Origin of the sequence: Kocuria kalidii (genome assembly GCF_044462225.1) — a bacterium.
In the GTDB taxonomy this organism is placed as follows: Bacteria; Actinomycetota; Actinomycetes; order Actinomycetales; family Micrococcaceae; genus Kocuria; species Kocuria kalidii.
This window is the reverse complement of record NZ_JBISWJ010000040.1, coordinates 1-16467: the sequence shown is the minus strand read 5'-3', so window position 1 is coordinate 16467 and position 16467 is coordinate 1. Positions and strand designations below refer to the sequence as shown.

The 16467-nt window shown below is 73.0% G+C and carries 14 protein-coding genes; 9 read left to right on the top strand and 5 right to left on the bottom strand.

Translation table 11 applies throughout. From position 1 onward, the window contains the following. Together sucB and ACH9D3_RS06115 are read left to right on the top strand one after the other, a co-directional pair. Positions 1 to 1611, top strand: a 1611-nt coding sequence (gene sucB, locus ACH9D3_RS06120) for a 2-oxoglutarate dehydrogenase, E2 component, dihydrolipoamide succinyltransferase (protein ID WP_396410258.1), incomplete at its 5' end; no start/stop codon positions are given. Positions 1612 to 1743: 132 nt separating this feature from the next. Further along, a complete protein-coding gene (locus ACH9D3_RS06115; protein ID WP_396410257.1) occupies positions 1744 to 2091 on the top strand; it encodes a hypothetical protein in 348 nt (115 codons plus the stop codon). A gap of 36 nt (positions 2092 to 2127) precedes the next feature. On the opposite strand, the gene ACH9D3_RS06110 is transcribed toward ACH9D3_RS06115, so the two are convergent. Continuing rightward, on the bottom strand, positions 2128 to 3774 hold the full coding sequence (locus ACH9D3_RS06110) for a hypothetical protein (protein ID WP_396410256.1): 1647 nt from the start codon (positions 3772 to 3774) through the stop codon (positions 2128 to 2130). 96 nt (positions 3775 to 3870) lie between these two features. Between ACH9D3_RS06110 and lipB the strand changes: the two genes are divergently transcribed. From lipB to ACH9D3_RS06095, 3 genes are all read left to right on the top strand, one after another. Next, positions 3871 to 4572, top strand: a complete 702-nt coding sequence (gene lipB / locus ACH9D3_RS06105; RefSeq protein ID WP_396398398.1) for a lipoyl(octanoyl) transferase LipB — start codon at positions 3871 to 3873, stop codon at positions 4570 to 4572. 69 nt (positions 4573 to 4641) lie between these two features. Beyond that, positions 4642 to 5649 carry a lipoyl synthase gene (lipA, locus tag ACH9D3_RS06100; RefSeq protein WP_396398399.1) on the top strand — a complete coding sequence of 336 codons (1008 nt, stop codon included), beginning with the start codon at positions 4642 to 4644 and terminating at the stop codon, positions 5647 to 5649. 126 nt (positions 5650 to 5775) lie between these two features. Next, positions 5776 to 6597, top strand: coding sequence for a DUF4191 domain-containing protein (locus ACH9D3_RS06095; protein ID WP_396398400.1), 822 nt, complete (start codon positions 5776 to 5778; stop codon positions 6595 to 6597). Positions 6598 to 6700: 103 nt separating this feature from the next. Here the strand turns inward: ACH9D3_RS06095 and ACH9D3_RS06090 are convergent, their stop codons facing one another. Beyond that, the gene (locus ACH9D3_RS06090) at positions 6701 to 7147 is read right to left on the bottom strand and encodes an RDD family protein (protein WP_396398401.1); all 447 of its coding nucleotides are present in this window, start codon (positions 7145 to 7147) and stop codon (positions 6701 to 6703) included. A 195-nt stretch (positions 7148 to 7342) separates the two neighbouring features. Here ACH9D3_RS06090 and glnA point away from each other — a divergent pair, with 195 nt between their 5' ends. Next, the gene (gene glnA / locus ACH9D3_RS06085) at positions 7343 to 8767 is read left to right on the top strand and encodes a type I glutamate--ammonia ligase (protein WP_396410255.1); all 1425 of its coding nucleotides are present in this window, start codon (positions 7343 to 7345) and stop codon (positions 8765 to 8767) included. A gap of 83 nt (positions 8768 to 8850) precedes the next feature. Here glnA and ACH9D3_RS06080 read toward each other — a convergent pair whose 3' ends face one another. Continuing rightward, a complete protein-coding gene (locus ACH9D3_RS06080; protein WP_396398403.1) occupies positions 8851 to 11913 on the bottom strand; it encodes a bifunctional [glutamine synthetase] adenylyltransferase/[glutamine synthetase]-adenylyl-L-tyrosine phosphorylase in 3063 nt (1020 codons plus the stop codon). Between the two features lie 19 nt (positions 11914 to 11932). Further along, complete coding sequence (locus ACH9D3_RS06075; protein WP_396398404.1) at positions 11933 to 13273, bottom strand: glutamine synthetase family protein; 1341 nt, start codon at positions 13271 to 13273, stop codon at positions 11933 to 11935. A 151-nt stretch (positions 13274 to 13424) separates the two neighbouring features. On the opposite strand from ACH9D3_RS06075, the gene panB reads away from it, so the two are divergent. Next, the gene (panB, locus tag ACH9D3_RS06070) at positions 13425 to 14261 is read left to right on the top strand and encodes a 3-methyl-2-oxobutanoate hydroxymethyltransferase (RefSeq protein WP_396410254.1); all 837 of its coding nucleotides are present in this window, start codon (positions 13425 to 13427) and stop codon (positions 14259 to 14261) included. 49 nt (positions 14262 to 14310) lie between these two features. Here panB and ACH9D3_RS06065 read toward each other — a convergent pair whose 3' ends face one another. Continuing rightward, a complete protein-coding gene (locus tag ACH9D3_RS06065; protein WP_396410253.1) occupies positions 14311 to 14487 on the bottom strand; it encodes an SPOR domain-containing protein in 177 nt (58 codons plus the stop codon). Between the two features lie 130 nt (positions 14488 to 14617). On the opposite strand from ACH9D3_RS06065, the gene map reads away from it, so the two are divergent. Both map and ppgK read left to right on the top strand, forming a co-directional pair. Next, positions 14618 to 15517, top strand: coding sequence for a type I methionyl aminopeptidase (gene map / locus ACH9D3_RS06060; protein ID WP_396398407.1), 900 nt, complete (start codon positions 14618 to 14620; stop codon positions 15515 to 15517). Positions 15518 to 15576: 59 nt separating this feature from the next. Further along, positions 15577 to 16389, top strand: a complete 813-nt coding sequence (gene ppgK / locus ACH9D3_RS06055) for a polyphosphate--glucose phosphotransferase (RefSeq protein ID WP_396398408.1) — start codon at positions 15577 to 15579, stop codon at positions 16387 to 16389. Positions 16390 to 16467: the final 78 nt, after the last annotated feature.

Sequence of the window (16467 nt, the reverse complement as noted above, 5' to 3'; positions counted from 1 at the left end):
TCCTCCGGCGAGGGCGACTCCTCCGCCGAGGAGGCCGAGGACGCCGCGACCGAGGCCGAGACCCCCGAGGCGACCGACGAGGCCGCCGAGCAGGAGTCCTCCGGGAAGGACTCCGGGCAGGAGAAGGCCCCGAAGGCCGAGGCCCAGGAGACGGGCGAGGGCAGCGAGGTCACCCTGCCCGCGCTCGGCGAGTCCGTGACCGAGGGCACCGTGACCCGGTGGCTCAAGGAGGTCGGTGACGAGGTCGCCGTCGACGAGCCGCTGCTGGAGGTCTCCACCGACAAGGTCGACACCGAGGTCCCCTCCCCCGTGGCCGGGACCCTGCTGGAGATCCGGGTGCAGGAGGACGAGGACGCGGAGGTCGGCCAGGTGCTGGCGGTCATCGGCTCCGGCGCCGCCCCGTCCGGGGACCAGCCGGCCGAGGACTCCTCCGGCGAGGGCGACTCCTCCGCCGAGGAGGCCGAGGAGAAGCCCGCGAAGAAGCCCACCTCCGGGGGCGAGGGCTACGAGGGCTCCTCCACCGGGAAGCAGGAGAAGGCCCCGTCCCGCGACGAGGCCCTGGTCGAGACCGACGAGCCCGTGCTGGCCGACACCTCGGGCGACGGTCAGCAGGACGCCGAGCAGCGCGACGGCGCCCGCACCGACAAGCAGGAGGCACCGTCCGGGGACACCTCGTCCTACGTGACGCCGCTGGTGCGCAAGCTCGCCAAGAAGGAGGGCGTCGACCTCTCCGCGCTCACCGGCACCGGCGTGGGCGGTCGCATCCGCAAGCAGGACGTGCTGGCCGCGGCGGAGCAGCAGAAGGGCGCCGAGGCACCGGCCGAGTCCGCCGCTGCCGCACCGGAGCAGAAGGCCGCGCCGGAGAAGGTCGCCCCGAAGGCGGACGCCAAGCGGGGGACCACGGAGAAGGCCCCGCGGATCCGGATGACGATCGCGCAGCGCATGCGGGAGTCGCTCCAGGAGTCGGCCCAGCTGACCCAGGTGACCGAGGTCGACATGACGCGCGTGGCGACGCTGCGCAACAAGGCGAAGGCACAGTTCCAGGAGCGGGAAGGGGCCAAGCTCACCTTCCTGCCGTTCTTCGCCAAGGCGGTGGCCGAGGCCCTGCAGGCGCACCCCAAGCTCAACGCCACCTTCCGCGAGGCCGAGAAGGAGATCGTCTACAACGACTCCGAGAACCTCGCCATCGCGGTGGACACCCCGAGGGGCCTGCTGGTGCCGGTCATCAAGGACGCCGGCGACCTCAACCTCGGTGGTCTGGCCAAGCAGATCGCCGAGCTCGGGGCCCGGGCCAAGGACGGCAACATCACGCCGGACATCCTCACCGGCGGCACCTTCACGATCACGAACATCGGCTCCTTCGGTGCCCTGTTCGACACCCCGATCATCAACCAGCCGCAGGTCGCCATCCTCGGCACGGGGTCGATCGTGAAGCGGCCGATGGTCGTCGCCGACGCGGACGGCAACGACACCATCGCCATCCGGCAGATGTGCTACCTGTCGCTGACCTACGACCACCGCCTGGTCGACGGCGCGGACGCCGGCCGCTTCCTCCAGGCGCTCAAGGCGCGCCTGGAGGAGGGCCGCTTCGAGTCGGAGGTGGGGCTCTAGGCGGTCCGGCCCCCGCCCACGGCCGCCGCTGGACGCCTGCGGAGGACCGACCGCACCGGGAGGGCGTGTTCCTGAACACTCGGAGCACGCCCTCCCGGCGTGCGCGGACGGGGCTCCGCTAGGGTCGGTGGCATGACCTTCCTGACCGGCCTCCTCGTCCTCCTCCACCTCGTCGGCGCCGCGATCATCGTGGGCACCTGGATCTACACCCTGAGGCGCCCGACGGTGTCCCCCGGCCAGTTCCACGCCTCGCTGCTGAGCCTGGTGACCGGCGTCCTGCTCGTGGGCATCCACGAGATGGGCGACGGCGACGTCAACCACGCCAAGGTCGCCGTGAAGCTCCTCGTGGCCCTCGCGGTGGCGGTCGCCGCCTTCCTGGGCCAGCGGAGGACCCGACGCGGCGAGACCGTCTCGACCGGCCTGGCCCACGCCGTCGGCGGCCTGGCGCTGATCAACATGGCGGTCGCCACCCTCTGGTGACCCGTCCCGCACCCCCAGGGCCCCCGGCGCCGCACGTCAGCCCCGGGGGTCCTCCCGTGCCGGGTCCGCCCCCGTCCGGGGAGGCGCCCCGGCCGCGGGCTCCACCCGGGCCAGCCGCCAGCCCCGCTCGCCGTCGACCAGGGTGACGACCACCGTCTGCAACCATCCCCGGCCGGACGGCACCACGGACGGGGCGCCGTCCGGCTCGCCACGGTAGCCGTCCACCCGCACCTCGGCCAGCAGGGCGACGGTGCCCGGCTCGGAGGACCCCGCCGCTGTCCCCGGCGGTGGGTCGCGGACGCTCTCGACCTCGAGCAGGAGCTCGTCGAAGACCCCGTCGCCCGCCCCGTCCGCGTGAGCGATGGCCTCCCGGTCGGCCGCCGCGGCGTCGGCCCCGGGCGCGTACACCTCCTCCAGCAGCCGGGCGTCGCCCGTGCGCAGCGCCGCACCCCGCCGCGCCACGAGCTCGCGCACCGCCCGCCGGGGATCCGCGGCCGTGGCCGGCGGCGTCGCGTCGGGCCGTGCGCCGCCGTGCGCCGCCGGGCCCGACGGCTCGGAGGTGACGGGCAGGGCCGCCGTCACCGTCGCTCGTGCCGTCACCGCCGGGGACGGCCGAGGCGATGAGTCCTGCTGCCCCAGCAGGACGGCGGCCCCGGAGGCCAGCACCAGCGCCAGGCCCCCGCCGAGCAGGAGCCGGCGGCCGGTGGCCGACCGCGACGGGTCCGTCGTGGGGGTGCTGCCGCCGCCCCGGCCCGGCCTCCGGGCCGGGCGCGTCGTGGGTGCGGCCCCGGCCCCGGGGCCCGGCTCGTGGGGCGACGCGAGCCGGTCGGCCAGTTCCCGCGCGGTCGGCCGGGCCGAGGGATCGGCGTCGAGGGAGGCCTCGACCGCCCGGACGAGACCGGAGGGTGCATCGGGGCGCAGCACGGCCAGGGGCACCCGGTGGGCGTCGTCGGAGGGGGACCGGCCGGTGAGCGCCGCCCACCCGACCACCGCGAGATCGCGGACGTCGTCCTCCGGTCTGCCGGCCGTCGTGCCCGCACGCACGGCGGCGGCGCCCGCGGCCGCCGCGCCCTCCGGTGTCCCGTGCCCCTCCTGCCGCTCCGGGGTCCGGAACAGGATCTGCCGCGCGGTGAGCCCTCCGTGGCACCGGCCCAGGGCGTGCAGCGCCGCCAGCCCGGTCGCGGCGTCGCGGAGCACCGAGGCCACGGCGACGGGGTCGAGCCGGTCCCGCCCGGACAGCCGCTCGGCGAGGGAGCCACCCGCCAGGAAGTCCTCGACCAGCCCCACCGGCGCCTCCACCGGGCCCAGCAGGCCGCGCACGGCGACGACGCAGGGATCCTCCCTGCCCGCGAGCGCCACGGCGAGGGACCGGACCGCGCGCCACGACCGGTCGCGCTGCGGGCCGGGCTCCGCCGGGCAGGCCCGCAGGACGAACTGCTCCCCCGAGCGCACCTCGCGCACCAGCCAGGAGCTCCCGCCCAGGCGGTGCACCGGCTCCAGGCCGTCCTCGGGCGGGAGCCGCGGGGGCGCCGGCCCGTCCTCCGCGGGCGTGCCGACGAACGGGCCGGGACGGGCCCCCGTGCGGTCCTCCCGCAGCGCCGCGGCGAGCCGTGCCCGTGCGGAGGCGGACAGGGTGCGGGAGGTCTCGTGCTGGCCGCCGTGCGCGGCGGGACGCTGCTCCATGCCGTCCAGCATGCCTGCCCGGCCTCCGCCGCCGTCCGGTCCGTCCACAGGCCCGGGGCCCACCCGCGCGGCGGTGGAGCGCGATAGGCTGGCACCATGTCCCTCTGCTTCGAACGGCTCGGCTTCGAACCGCACCTCGTCGACTACCGCTCGGCGCTGGAGCTGCAGCGGAACGTCCACCGCGAGGTCGTCGCGGGCGCACGGGACAACACCGTGCTCCTGCTGGAGCACCCTCCCGTCTACACCGCCGGGCGGCGCGCCGAGCCCCACGAGTACCCGGACGACGGGACCGAGGTCGTGGAGATCGGGCGCGGCGGCAAGCTGACCTACCACGGCCCCGGCATGCTCGTCGGCTACCCCGTCGTGCGGCTGACCACGCCCATCGACGTCGTGCGCTTCGTGCGCCTGCTCGAGGAGATCCTCCTGGCCGTGGTCGCGGACTTCGGGGTGCGGGCCACCACCGTGGCCGGGCGCTCCGGGGCGTGGGTGCCCGCGGACGAGCACGGGCCGGACCGCAAGATCGCGGCGATCGGGGTGCAGGTCTCCCGGCGGGCCACCATGCACGGCTTCGCCCTGAACTGCTCCAACGACCTGCGCCCCTTCGGCAGGATCATCCCCTGCGGCATCACCGACGCCTCCGTCACGAGCCTCTCGCAGGAGACGGGCCGGCTCGTGACCCCCGAGACCGTGGCCGCACGGATGGAGCAGGAAATAACCGCCCGCCAGGACGAGTTGTGCGAACAGTTCGTCGTGTCAGGAACCCCGGGCCCGCTGCCCTGGCCGACCGCCGTCAGCTGACCCGCGCCGCCCCGGGACCACCGGGGCCACCGGCGCACCACCGTCGACATCTCGACAAGGAGACCGACCATGACCGTTGCCCCCGAGGGCCGCCGCCTGCTGCGTGTCGAGGCGCGCAACGCCGAGACACCGATCGAGAAGAAGCCGTCCTGGCTGAAGAACACGGCCCGGATGGGCCCGGAGTTCCAGGAGCTGAAGTCGCTCGCCCGCGGCAAGGGCCTGCACACGGTGTGCGAGGAGGCCGGCTGCCCCAACATCTACGAGTGCTGGGAGGACCGGGAGGCCACCTTCCTGATCGGCGGCTCCAAGTGCACCCGTCGCTGCGACTTCTGCGACATCGCCACCGGCAGGCCGGACCCGCTGGACGTGACGGAGCCGCGCAAGGTGGCCGAGTCCGTCAAGGAGCTGGGCCTGCGCTACGCGACCGTCACCGGCGTGGCCCGTGACGACCTGGACGACGGCGGGGCCTGGCTGTACGCGGAGACCATCCGCGCGATCCACACGCTGAACCCCAACACCGGCGTGGAGATCCTGATCCCCGACTTCCAGGGCAAGCCGGACCGGCTGCAGCAGGTCATCGACGCCGAACCGGAGGTCTTCGCGCACAACGTCGAGACGGTGCCGCGCATCTTCCGCCAGATCCGGCCCGCGTTCACGTACGAGCGCTCCCTGGACGTCATCACCCAGGGCAAGGACGCCGGGATGATCACGAAGTCCAACCTCATCCTCGGCATGGGCGAGACGAACGAGGAGATCCACGAGGCCCTGTGCGACCTCAACGACGCGGGGTGCGACATCATCACGCTGACCCAGTACCTTCGCCCCTCGCCGCTGTTCCACCCGATCGACCGGTGGGTCAAGCCCGAGGAGTTCGTGGAGCTCTCCGCGCTGGCCGAGGAGATCGGCTTCCTGGGCGTCATGGCCGGCCCCATGGTCCGTTCCTCCTACCGTGCCGGCCGGCTCTGGGCCCGTGCCATGGAGAAGTCCGGCCGGGAGATCCCGTCCCACCTGGCGCACATCGAGGACACCGGCAGCGCCTCGCAGGAGGCCTCGTCCCTGGTCCAGCGCCTCGGCTGAGGACCGTCCGGGCGCGGTCGCGCCCACCCGCTAAACTGTAGGACGGATCCGCGGCGGGGCGTCTCGCCACGCCCGGCCGCGGATCCGCCGAACCGCCGCCACCGCACCACAGGACGAGGTCTCAACGTGTCACCCTCCCACGCCAAGTCGCGCCCGACGTCGCGATCCACCGCACCCGGGAAGCCGGCGGCGAAGCCGACCGGGAAGCCGACCGGCAAGCCCACGGGGAAGCCCACCCGGGCGCAGAAGCGCGAGGCGAAGAAGCAGCGGAAGGCGACCAAGGGGCCCGGCTTCCTCAGCCAGATCAAGCAGGTCTTCGCGATGACCCGCAAGGTCGAGCCCAACATCGGCTGGTGGATGCTGCTGATCGGCCTCGGGGTCCTCCTGGTCTTCCTGCTCATCGGCGTCCTGCTCGGCAACTGGATCACCGGGCTCCTCATCGGTCTGCCGTTCGCCCTGCTCGCCGCCTCGTTCTACCTCTCCCGGCGGGCGGAGCGCGCCGCGTTCGCCCGGATCGAGGACCAGCCCGGGGCGGCCGGCGCCGCGCTCTCGGCGCTGCGCCGGGGGTGGATCGTCGAGGAGCAGCCGGCCGCCATGGATCCCCGCACCCGGGACCTCATCTTCCGCGCCATCGGCCGTCCCGGGGTGGTGCTCGTGACCGAGGGCCCCGCCGGTCGCGTCGACAAGCTCGTCGCGAAGGAGCGCCGCCGGATCACACCCGTGATCCAGAACGTGCCGATCCACGTCATCAAGACCGGCAAGGGAGAGGGCCAGGTGCCGCTGCGCGAGCTCTCCAAGCAGATGAAGAAGCTCGACAAGAAGCTCACCCAGCAGGAGGTGCAGACCGTGCACAAGCGGATCAGCACGCTGGGCAACCGCCTGCCGATCCCCAAGGGCGTGGACCCCATGCGCGCCCGCCCGGACCGCCGGGCCACGCGCGGCCGCTGACCCGCACGCCTCTCCGACGACGGTGCCCGTCGCCCCCACCGGGCGGCGGGCACCGTCGTCGTCGCCGGACACCCTCCCCCGGGTGCTCTCCCCGGCGGGAGGGTCAGCGGGTGCGGACCAGGACCGTGTCCACCGCACGGTCGTGCAGGCCGCGCTGGTCCGGGTCGAACACGACCGCCGGGACCACGAGGCACAGCAGCAGCGAGCGCACCACGGCGCGGGCGAAGCCCGCCGGCCGCCCGGCCAGCGTCTGCACCTGCAGCCCCAGCAGCAGGTGCCCCGGGGTGTGCCCGGTCGCGCCGACCAGCAGGACGTTGAGCACGAACAGGAACGCCAGCGTCATCAGGCCCTGCTCGTTCCACCCGGGCACGAGCCACTGGGCGAGGGCCCAGCACAGGTACCAGTCCAGGACGAGGGCCACGATCCTCCGCCCGACCCGCCCCACGGACCCCGGCCCCTCCTCGGGGCGCCCGAGGCGCTCCCCGGGGTACCGCTGCCGGCCGGTCCCCGGCCCCTCGAGCCAGGAGCCCACGTCGCGTCTGTCGATCATGTCCTCAGGGTATCGGGGACGACCTCCCCTAGACTGACGGGGACCGTGGCCCGCCGATGTCGGCTGCGTTACACCGAGGAAACACGCGGGACACGGGGTCTTAATGCCCGGTCCGTAGCGTGGTACCCGGAAACGGACGCCGCTCGAGTGCTCCCGGCACGGCGGTCCAGCCCACCTAATCAAGGAGAACAGCACATGTTCCAGACACCCGAGGAAGTCCTCGCGTTCATCAAGGACGAGGAGATCGTCTTCGTCGACGTCCGGTTCACGGACATGCCCGGCGTGCAGCAGCACTTCAACCTCCCGGCCAAGTCGGTGGACGACGACTTCTTCGAGCACGGACAGCTGTTCGACGGCTCCTCCATCCGTGGGTTCCAGGGCATCGCCGAGTCCGACATGCAGCTCATCCCGGACCCGACGTCCGCCTTCGTGGACCCCTTCCGCGTCGAGAAGACCCTCGTGGTCGCCTGCTCGATCGTGAACCCCCGCACCGGTGAGCCCTACCACCGCGACCCCCGCGGCGTCGCCGAGCGCGCCGAGGCGTACATGGCCTCGACCGGCATCGCGGACGTCGCCAACTTCGCGTCCGAGGCCGAGTTCTTCATCTTCGAGGACGTCCGCTACGACGTCCAGCCGCAGGGCTCCTTCTACGCCATCGACTCCGACGAGGCCGCCTGGAACACCGGCCGCAAGGAGGAGGGCGGGAACCTGGGCAACAAGACCGCCACCAAGGGCGGCTACTTCCCCGTCTCCCCGGTCGACAAGCAGGCCGACCTGCGCGACGCGATGTGCGTGGCCCTCGACGAGGTCGGCCTCGAGGTCGAGCGCTCGCACCACGAGGTGGGCGCGCCCGGTCAGGCCGAGATCAACTACCGGTTCAACACCCTGACCAAGGCCGCCGACGACCTGCAGAAGTTCAAGTACGTCATCAAGAACACCGCGGACGCCTTCGGCAAGTCGGCCACGTTCATGCCCAAGCCCGTCTTCAACGACAACGGCTCCGGCATGCACTGCCACCAGTCCCTGTGGAAGGGCAGCGAGCCGCTGTTCTACGACGAGAAGGGCTACGCGGGGCTGTCCGACCTCGCCCGCTGGTACATCGGCGGCCTGCTCGAGCACTCCTCCGCCGTGCTCGCCTTCACCAACCCGACGGTGAACTCGTACCGTCGCCTGGTCAAGGGCTTCGAGGCGCCGGTCAACATGGTGTACTCGCAGGGCAACCGCTCCGCCGGCATCCGCATCCCGATCACGGGCACGAACCCGAAGGCCAAGCGCCTCGAGTTCCGCGCCCCGGACCCCTCGTGCAACCCGTACCTGGCGTTCGCCGCGCAGCTGATGGCGGGCCTCGACGGCATCCGCAACCGCATCGAGCCGACCGACCCGATCGACAAGGACCTCTACGAGCTGCCCGCCGAGGAGGCCAAGGACATCAAGAAGGCCCCGGCCTCGCTGGAGGAGGCGCTGCTGGCCCTCGAGGAGGACCACGAGTTCCTGCTCGCCGGTGACGTCTTCACCGAGGACACCATCCGGTCCTGGATCGAGTACAAGCGCGAGTTCGAGCTCAAGCCGCTCTCCGTGGTCCCGCACCCGCTGGAGTTCTCGCTCTACTACGGCGTCTGAGCCGCAGGAGCCGCACGGGGAAGGCCCCGGACCCCTCGTCGGGGTCCGGGGCCTTCCCCGTGCTCACGGTTCCGCCGGTGCGCTCAGTGCCCGTAGAAGATCCGCTCGAACACGGCCCGTGCCTTGCGGGTGGTGCGCAGATAGTCCTCCTCGAGCCGGCCGGCGCCGCCGTGGGGATAGCCGCACCAGCGCGCCACCGCCTCGAGGTCGGCCCGCTTCGAGGGCAGGGCGTCGGAGCGGCGCCCGGTGCGCAGCACGTTGCCGTTGCGCACGGCGGTGGCCAGACGCCACGCCGCGGCCAGGGCGGCGGCGTCCTCGGCGCTCACGAGCTCCGCCGCCTCCGCGGCGTGCAGGGCCCGCAGGGTGCCCGTGGTGCGCAGCGCCGGGATCCGGTGCCCGTGCTGCAGCTGCAGCGTCTGGACGAGCCACTCCACGTCCGAGAGCCCGCCCCGCCCCAGCTTCACGTGCCGGGACGGGTCCGCGCCCCGGGGCATCCGCTCGTTCTCGACGCGCGCCTTCATCCGCCGGACCTCCAGCAGCTGCCGCTCCGTGAACTCCGCGGGGTAGCGGCGCGGGTCGATGACACGGCGGAAGGACTCGGCCAGGTCGTCGCTGCCGGCCAGGGGCAGCGCCCGCGTGAGCGCCTGGAACTCCCAGGTCTGCGCCCAGCGGGCGTAGTACTCGGCGTAGGACTCGACGGAGCGCACCATCGGGCCCTGCTTGCCCTCGGGGCGCAGGTCGTTGTCGATCTCCAGGACGCGCTCCGCCACGATGGGCGGCGAGCAGGGCGCCTTGAGGAGCTGCGCCATCCGCTGCAGCAGCGTCTCGGCCTGCTCCCGGGCCGCCCCGGGGTCGGCGTCCCCCACCGGGGCGTAGACGTACATGACGTCGGCGTCGGAGCCGTAGCCGATCTCCCGCCCGCCCTGCCGGCCCATCGCGACCACGAGGACGTCGGCGAGCCGCCCGGAGCGCTCGTAGACCTCCCGCTCCGCCACGTGCAGGGCGCCGAGGACGCAGGCCCGGTCGATGTCGGACAGCGCCTCCACGACCTGCTCGACGTCGAGCAGCCCGGAGGTGTCCGCGAGCGCCACCCGCAGCTCCTCGCGGCGGCGGATCAGCCGGATCATCCGCACGGCCTCCCCCGGGTCGGGGTGGCGCGCCATCTGGGCGTGGATCTCGCTCCACAGGGTCTCGAAGGGCACGGGGCAGAGCTCCTCGTCCTGGCCGAGCCACGCGGTCGCCTCGGGCGAGTTCTCCAACAGGTCCGCGACGTAGCGGGAGCTCGAGAGGATCTGGCACAGGCGCTCGGCGGCGGCGTTCGAGTCGCGCAGCAGCCGCAGGAACCACGGCGTGGTCCCCAGCGACTCGGAGAGCCGCCGGAAGCCGAGCAGCCCGGCGTCGGCGTCGACCCCGTCGGCCAGCCAGGACAGGAGCACCGGCAGGAGGGTGCGCAGGATCTCGGCCCGCCGGCTCACCCCGCGGGTGAGCGCCTCGATGTGCCGCACGGCGGCCTTCGGGTCCTGGTAGCCGAGCGCGGCCAGCCGGTCCCGCACGGACTCGGCCGACAGCCGGGTGTCGGTCTCGGGCAGGTGCGCCAGCGCGGCCAGCAGCGGCCGGTAGAAGATCCGCTCGTGCATGCCCCGCACGCTGCGCTTGATCCTGCGCCACTCCTCGAGCAGGGAGTCGGCGGAGGGGCGGGCGGTGTCCGCGGCCCCGCGCACGGACCGGGCGATGACGGTGAGCTCCCGCTCGCCGCTCGGCATGAGGTGGGTGCGCCGCAGCCGGAACAGCTGGATGCGGTGCTCGAGCAGGCGCAGCCACCGGTAGTGGGCGGAGAACTGCTCACTGTCCTGGCGGGCGATGTAGCCCCCCTCGGAGAGCGCGCCCAGGGAGTCGGTCGTGGCCTGGGTCCGGACCCGCTCGTCGGTGCGCCCGTGCACGAGCTGCAGCAGCTGGACGGTGAACTCCACGTCGCGCAGCCCGCCGGGTCCGAGCTTGATCTGCCGCTCGGCGTCCGCGGACGCGATGTTGTCCGTCACCCGGCGCCGCATCGCCTGCACCGACTCGACGAACCCCTCGCGTGCGGCGCTGCGCCAGACGTACGGGTCGATCGCCGTCCGGTAGGCGGCTCCGAGCTCGGCGTCCCCGGCGATGGGCCGGGCCTTGAGCAGGGCCTGGAACTCCCAGGACTCGGCCCACCGCTCGTAGTAGCGCACGTGCGAGTCCAGGGTGCGCACGAGCGGGCCGTCCTTGCCCTCGGGCCGGAGGTTGGGGTCCACCTCCCACAGCGGGGGCTCCGTGCCGCGGGCCATGATCGCCCGGGCCGTGCCCGCGGCCAGGGCCGTGCCGATCCGCGTGGCCTCCGTGCCCTCCAGCGGCTCCGCGCCCTCCGGGTCGTCGACGGCCATGACGTGCACGACGTCCACGTCGGAGATGTAGTTGAGCTCCCGCGCCCCGCACTTGCCCATCCCGATCACGGCGAGCCGCACCCGGTCGACCAGGTCGGGAGCCCAGGTGCCTGCCGCCTCCGCCCGGGACACCGCGAGCGCCGCCTCGAGGGCCGCGGCGGCGAGGTCGGCCAGCTGCCGGCCCACCGCGGGCATGTGGTCGGCCGGGTAGAGGGCGCCGACGTCGCGGATCGCGATGCGCGCCAGCTCCCGCCGGTAGGCCACGCGCAGTGCGCTGCAGACGGCGTCGCCGGTCTCCGCGGCGACCGGGGTGCGCGCGGCCGGGTCGGCGCCCACCGCCGCCAGCAGGGCGTCGCGGAACTGCTCCGCGGGGATCTCGTCGGGCTCCGCGGCGGCGGGCTCCGCGAGCAGGTCCAGGTGCTCCGGGCGCCGGATCAGGAACTCGCCGAGCGCCTCGGAGGCTCCCAGCAGCCGGAACATGGTCTCGGAGGCCTCCGGGCCGCCGTTGATCCGCTCGGCCAGCTCCGGGGACCCCTCGAGGAGACGGACGGTGAGCCGCAGCGCGACGTCGGGCGACGCCGACAGTGCCAGGCCCTCCAGCAGCCGGTCCAGGTCGACCTCGGCGAGCTCCGGGAAGCGGAGCCAGCGCTGGGCGTTGCCCGTGTCCGCGAAGCCGACCTTGATGAGCCGGCCGGTGGCGACGGGGTCGGGGGCGGCGGACTGGGGAGGGTGCGTCATGGGGCGGTCCGTCCGGGGCTCAGAGGATGCCGAGGTTGTTCTTGAGTTCGAAGTGGGTGACGACCCGGCGGTAGTCGTTCCAGTCCCGGCGCTTGTTGCGCAGGAAGTAGTCGTAGACCTGCTCCCCGAGCAGCTCCGCCATGAACTCCGACTCCTCGGTCTCCCGGATGGCGTCGTAGAGGCTCGAGGGGAGCGGGTGGTGGCCGAGTGCCCGGCGCTCCGCGGAGCTCATCGCCGCGACGTCGTCCAGCTCGACGGGGGGCAGCTCGTACTCGTTCTCGATGCCCCGCAGCCCGGCGGCCAGCAGGGCCGCGTAGGACAGGTACGGATTCGTGGCCGAGTCGATGCCCCGGTACTCGATCCGCGCGGCCTGCACCTTGTCCGGCTTGGACAGGGGCACCCGCACGAGCGCGGAGCGGTTGTTGTGCCCCCAGGACCGGTAGGAGGGGGCCTCTCCCCCGCCCCAGAGCCGCTTGTAGGAGTTCACGAACTGGTTGGTCACCGACGTGAACTCGGGCGCGTGCCGCAGGATGCCGGCGATGAAGTGCCCGGCCGTGCGGGAGAGGCGGAACTCGGAGCCCGCCTCGAAGAAGGCGTTGGTGTCCCCCTCGAACAGCGAGAAGTGGGTGTGCATGCCGGAGCCCGGGTGCTCCGTGAAGGGCTTCGGCATGAACGTCGCGTACAGGCCCTGGGAGAGGGCGACCTCCTTGATCACCGTGCGGAAGGTCATGATGTTGTCGGCCGTCTGCAGGGCGTCGGCGTAGCGCAGGTCGATCTCGTTCTGGCCGGGGCCCGCCTCGTGGTGGGAGAACTCGACGGAGATCCCGACGGCCTCGAGCATGTTGACGGCCTTGCGGCGGAAGTCCTGCACCACACCGCCCGGCACGTGGTCGAAGTAGCCCTCCTGGTCCACCGGCGTCGGCTTTCCGTCGGCGTCCAGGTCCGGGGACGTCAGCAGGTAGAACTCGATCTCGGGCGCCGTGTAGCAGGTGAACCCCATGTCCGAGGCCTTCTCCAGGACGCGCTTGAGCACGCCGCGCGGATCGGAGGACGAGGGCTCGCCGTCCGGGGTCAGGATGTTGCAGAACATCCGCGCCGTGGGCTCCGTCTCGCTGCGCCAGGGCAGGATCTGGAAGGTGGAGGGGTCGGGCTGCAGGAGCATGTCCGCCTCCGAGACCCGTGACAGGCCCTCGATGGAGGAGCCGTCGAAGCCCAGCCCCTCCTCGAAGGCCGCCTCGACCTCGGCGGGGGCCAGGGCCACCGACTTGAGGCTGCCCACCACGTCCGTGAACCACATGCGCACGAAGCGGACGTCGCGCTCCTCGATGGTCCTGAGGACGAACTCCTGCTGACGGTCCATGGTTGTCTTCCTCGTCTTCCTGCCCGCGGCTCCGGCCGCCCGCATGTGTCCCGCCGGACGGGCGCGATTGCTGTCCCGCCCACTCTAACGCTCCGCCCCGGCGCGCCCTGCGGACGGGCGGGCGCGCGGGGTGGAGCGATAGGCTGGGCCCATGACCGAGGAGACCCCCCGCCCGGAGCCGGGTGCGCTGGACGTGCGCCGCGTGCGCACGCACCACCTGCGCGAGGCCAAGCGCCGTGGCGAGAAGTTCACGATGCTCACGTGCTACGACGCCCTGACGGCCGCGATCTTCGACGCGGCCGGCGTGGACTCGCTGCTGGTGGGCGACTCCGCGGGCAACAACGTCCTGGGCCACTCGTCCACCCTTCCCGTCACGGTGGACGAGCTGCTGCCGATGTGCCGGGCCGTCTCGGGTGCCGCCGAGCGCGCCTTCGTGGTGGTGGACCTCCCCTTCGGCTCCTACGAGGGCTCCCCCGAACAGGCGGTGACCACCGCGGTGCGCTTCCTCAAGGAGGGCGGGGCGCACGCCGTGAAGCTCGAGGGCGGGGCGTGGTTCGCCCCGCACGTGCAGGCCATGGTGCAGGCGGGGGTGCCCGTGGTCGCCCACGTGGGCTTCACACCGCAGAGCGAGCACGCCCTGGGCGGCTACCGGGTGCAGGGCCGCGGCGACGCGGCACGCACGCTCCTGGAGGACGCCCGCGCCCTCGAGGCCGCCGGGGCGTTCTGCCTGGTGATGGAGATGGTCCCGGCGGAGACCGCCGCGGCGGTGGACGCCGCGCTCGGCATCCCGACCGTGGGCATCGGGGCCGGGCCGGGGACCACGGGGCAGGTGCTCGTGTGGCAGGACATGCTGGGACTGCGCCGGGGCCGGATGCCGCGTTTCGTCCGGCAGTACGCGGACCTCCACGACGTGGTCTCCGGCGCCGTGGGCCGCTACGTCGAGGACGTGCGCTCCGGGACCTTCCCGGGCCCCGAGCACAGCTTCTGAGGCGCGACCGGGGAGCGACCGCCGAGGACGCCGTCGCGTCCGCGCCGGCTCAGCCCTCCTCGAAGGCGCGGTCCTCCTCGTCCCACTTCCGGGTGCGCTCCGCCGCGGTCCTCAGCGCGTTCTGCGCCTCCTCGCGCGTGGCGTAGGGGCCCAGCAGCTTGCGGTAGTCCGACTGCGGACCCTCCTCGACCTGGTGGGTGTAGGTGTTGAACCAGAACTCGGTCATGACCTCTCCTCTCGGTGGCCGCCGGGCCCGGGGTCCGGGCCGGCTCCGTACCCGGCGCGCTAGGGTAGATCCTAGGCCCGGACCGGCCCGGACGGGGCCGGCACACCCGATCCAGGAGGTCCAGACACCCGTGCCCACGCACAATCTCACCGCCCCCGCTCCCGGCGGCACCGCACCGGTCGGGGCTCTCGCCCCCGGCTCCGTGAGCCCCGGCCGGCCCGTGCCGGCGACCATCGAGCGCCCCGAGTACGTGGGGCGGGAGGAGCCGGACGAGGGCCGCGGCGGCAACGTCTACACCCCGGACGAGATCGAGCTCGTCCGCGAGGCGGGCCGGATCGCCGCCCGCGCCCTGCAGGAGGCCGGGCGGGCGGCCGTGCCCGGCACCACCACGGACGAGCTCGACCGGATCGCCCACGAGTACCTGTGCGACCACGGGGCCTACCCGTCCTGCCTGGGCTACCGGGGCTTCCCGAAGTCGATCTGCACGTCCCTCAACGAGGTGATCTGCCACGGCATCCCCGACTCCACGGTGCTGGAGGAGGGCGACATCATCAACCTGGACGTCACGGCCTACAAGAACGGCTTCCACGGCGACACCAATCGGATGTTCCTGGTCGGCGAGGTCGACGAGCAGTCCCGCCTGCTCGTCGAGCGCACCGAGGAGGCGCTGGGCCGGGCCGTCAAGGCGGTCCGGCCGGGGCGCGAGATCAACGTCATCGGCCGCGTCATCGAGAAGTACGCCCGGCGCTTCGGCTACGGCGTGGTCCGCGACTTCACCGGCCACGGGGTCGGCCGGGAGTTCCACTCCGGCCTCATCGTGCCCCACTACGACGCCGCGCCCTCCTACGCCACCCTCATGGTCCCCGGCATGGTCTTCACCATCGAGCCCATGCTGACCCTCGGCACGATCCAGTGGGAGCAGTGGGACGACGACTGGACCGTGACCACCCGCGACCGGCTGCGCAGCGCGCAGTTCGAGCACACGCTGGTCGTCACCGAGGACGGCGCGGACATCCTCACCCTGCCGTAGAGGCCCTGCCGTAGACTGCCCACTGATCAGCCGACCACGGCCCACGAGAGGACCGCCCCATGACCACACCAGACCGCGACGTCGCAGCCGTGCCGAACCGCCGCGTCATCGGCATCGACTTCGGGGGCACCGGGACCAAGGGCGGGATCGTGGACCTCGACACCGGCGACCTCGTCGGCGAGCGCTTCCGGATCCCCACGCCCCGCCCGGCCACCCCGGAGAAGGTCGCCGAGGTGGTGGAGCAGATCGTCGCGGAGCTGCAGGCCCGTCCCGAGGCACCGGCCCCGGACTCGCCGGTCGGCATCGTGTTCCCGGCGATCATCAAGGAGGGCGTCGCCCTCTCGGCGGCCAACATCGACAAGGCCTGGATCGGCACGGACGTCGACGCGCTCATGACCGAGCGGCTCGGCCGCCCGGTCGAGGCCCTCAACGACGCCGACGCAGCGGGCCTGGCCGAGGCCGTCTACGGCGCCGGCCGCGGCGTCAAGGGCCTCGTGATCGTGATCACCCTGGGCACCGGCATCGGTTCCGCCCTCATCCTCAACGGCAAGCTCGTTCCCAACGCCGAGCTGGGCCACCTGGAGATCGACGGCCACGACGCCGAGACGAAGGCGTCGGCGTCCGCGCGCGAGCGCGAGGACATGCCGTGGAAGAAGTGGGCGACCACCCGGCTGCAGCGCTACTTCGGCCACGTGGAGTTCCTGTTCTCCCCCAACCTGTTCATCGTGGGCGGCGGGGTCTCCAAGAAGGCGGACAAGTTCCTGCCCTTCCTCGAGCTGCGCACGCCGGTGAAGGTCGCCGAGCTCCGCAACAACGCCGGCATCGTGGGGGCCGCCCTGTGGGCCGGCATCCCGCACGAGCCCGAGAGCTGAGCGCGGTCCGCCGGTCACGACGACGCCCGGTCGCCTCCTGGAGGAGGTGACCGGGCGTCGTCGTCACCGGGGCGCGGA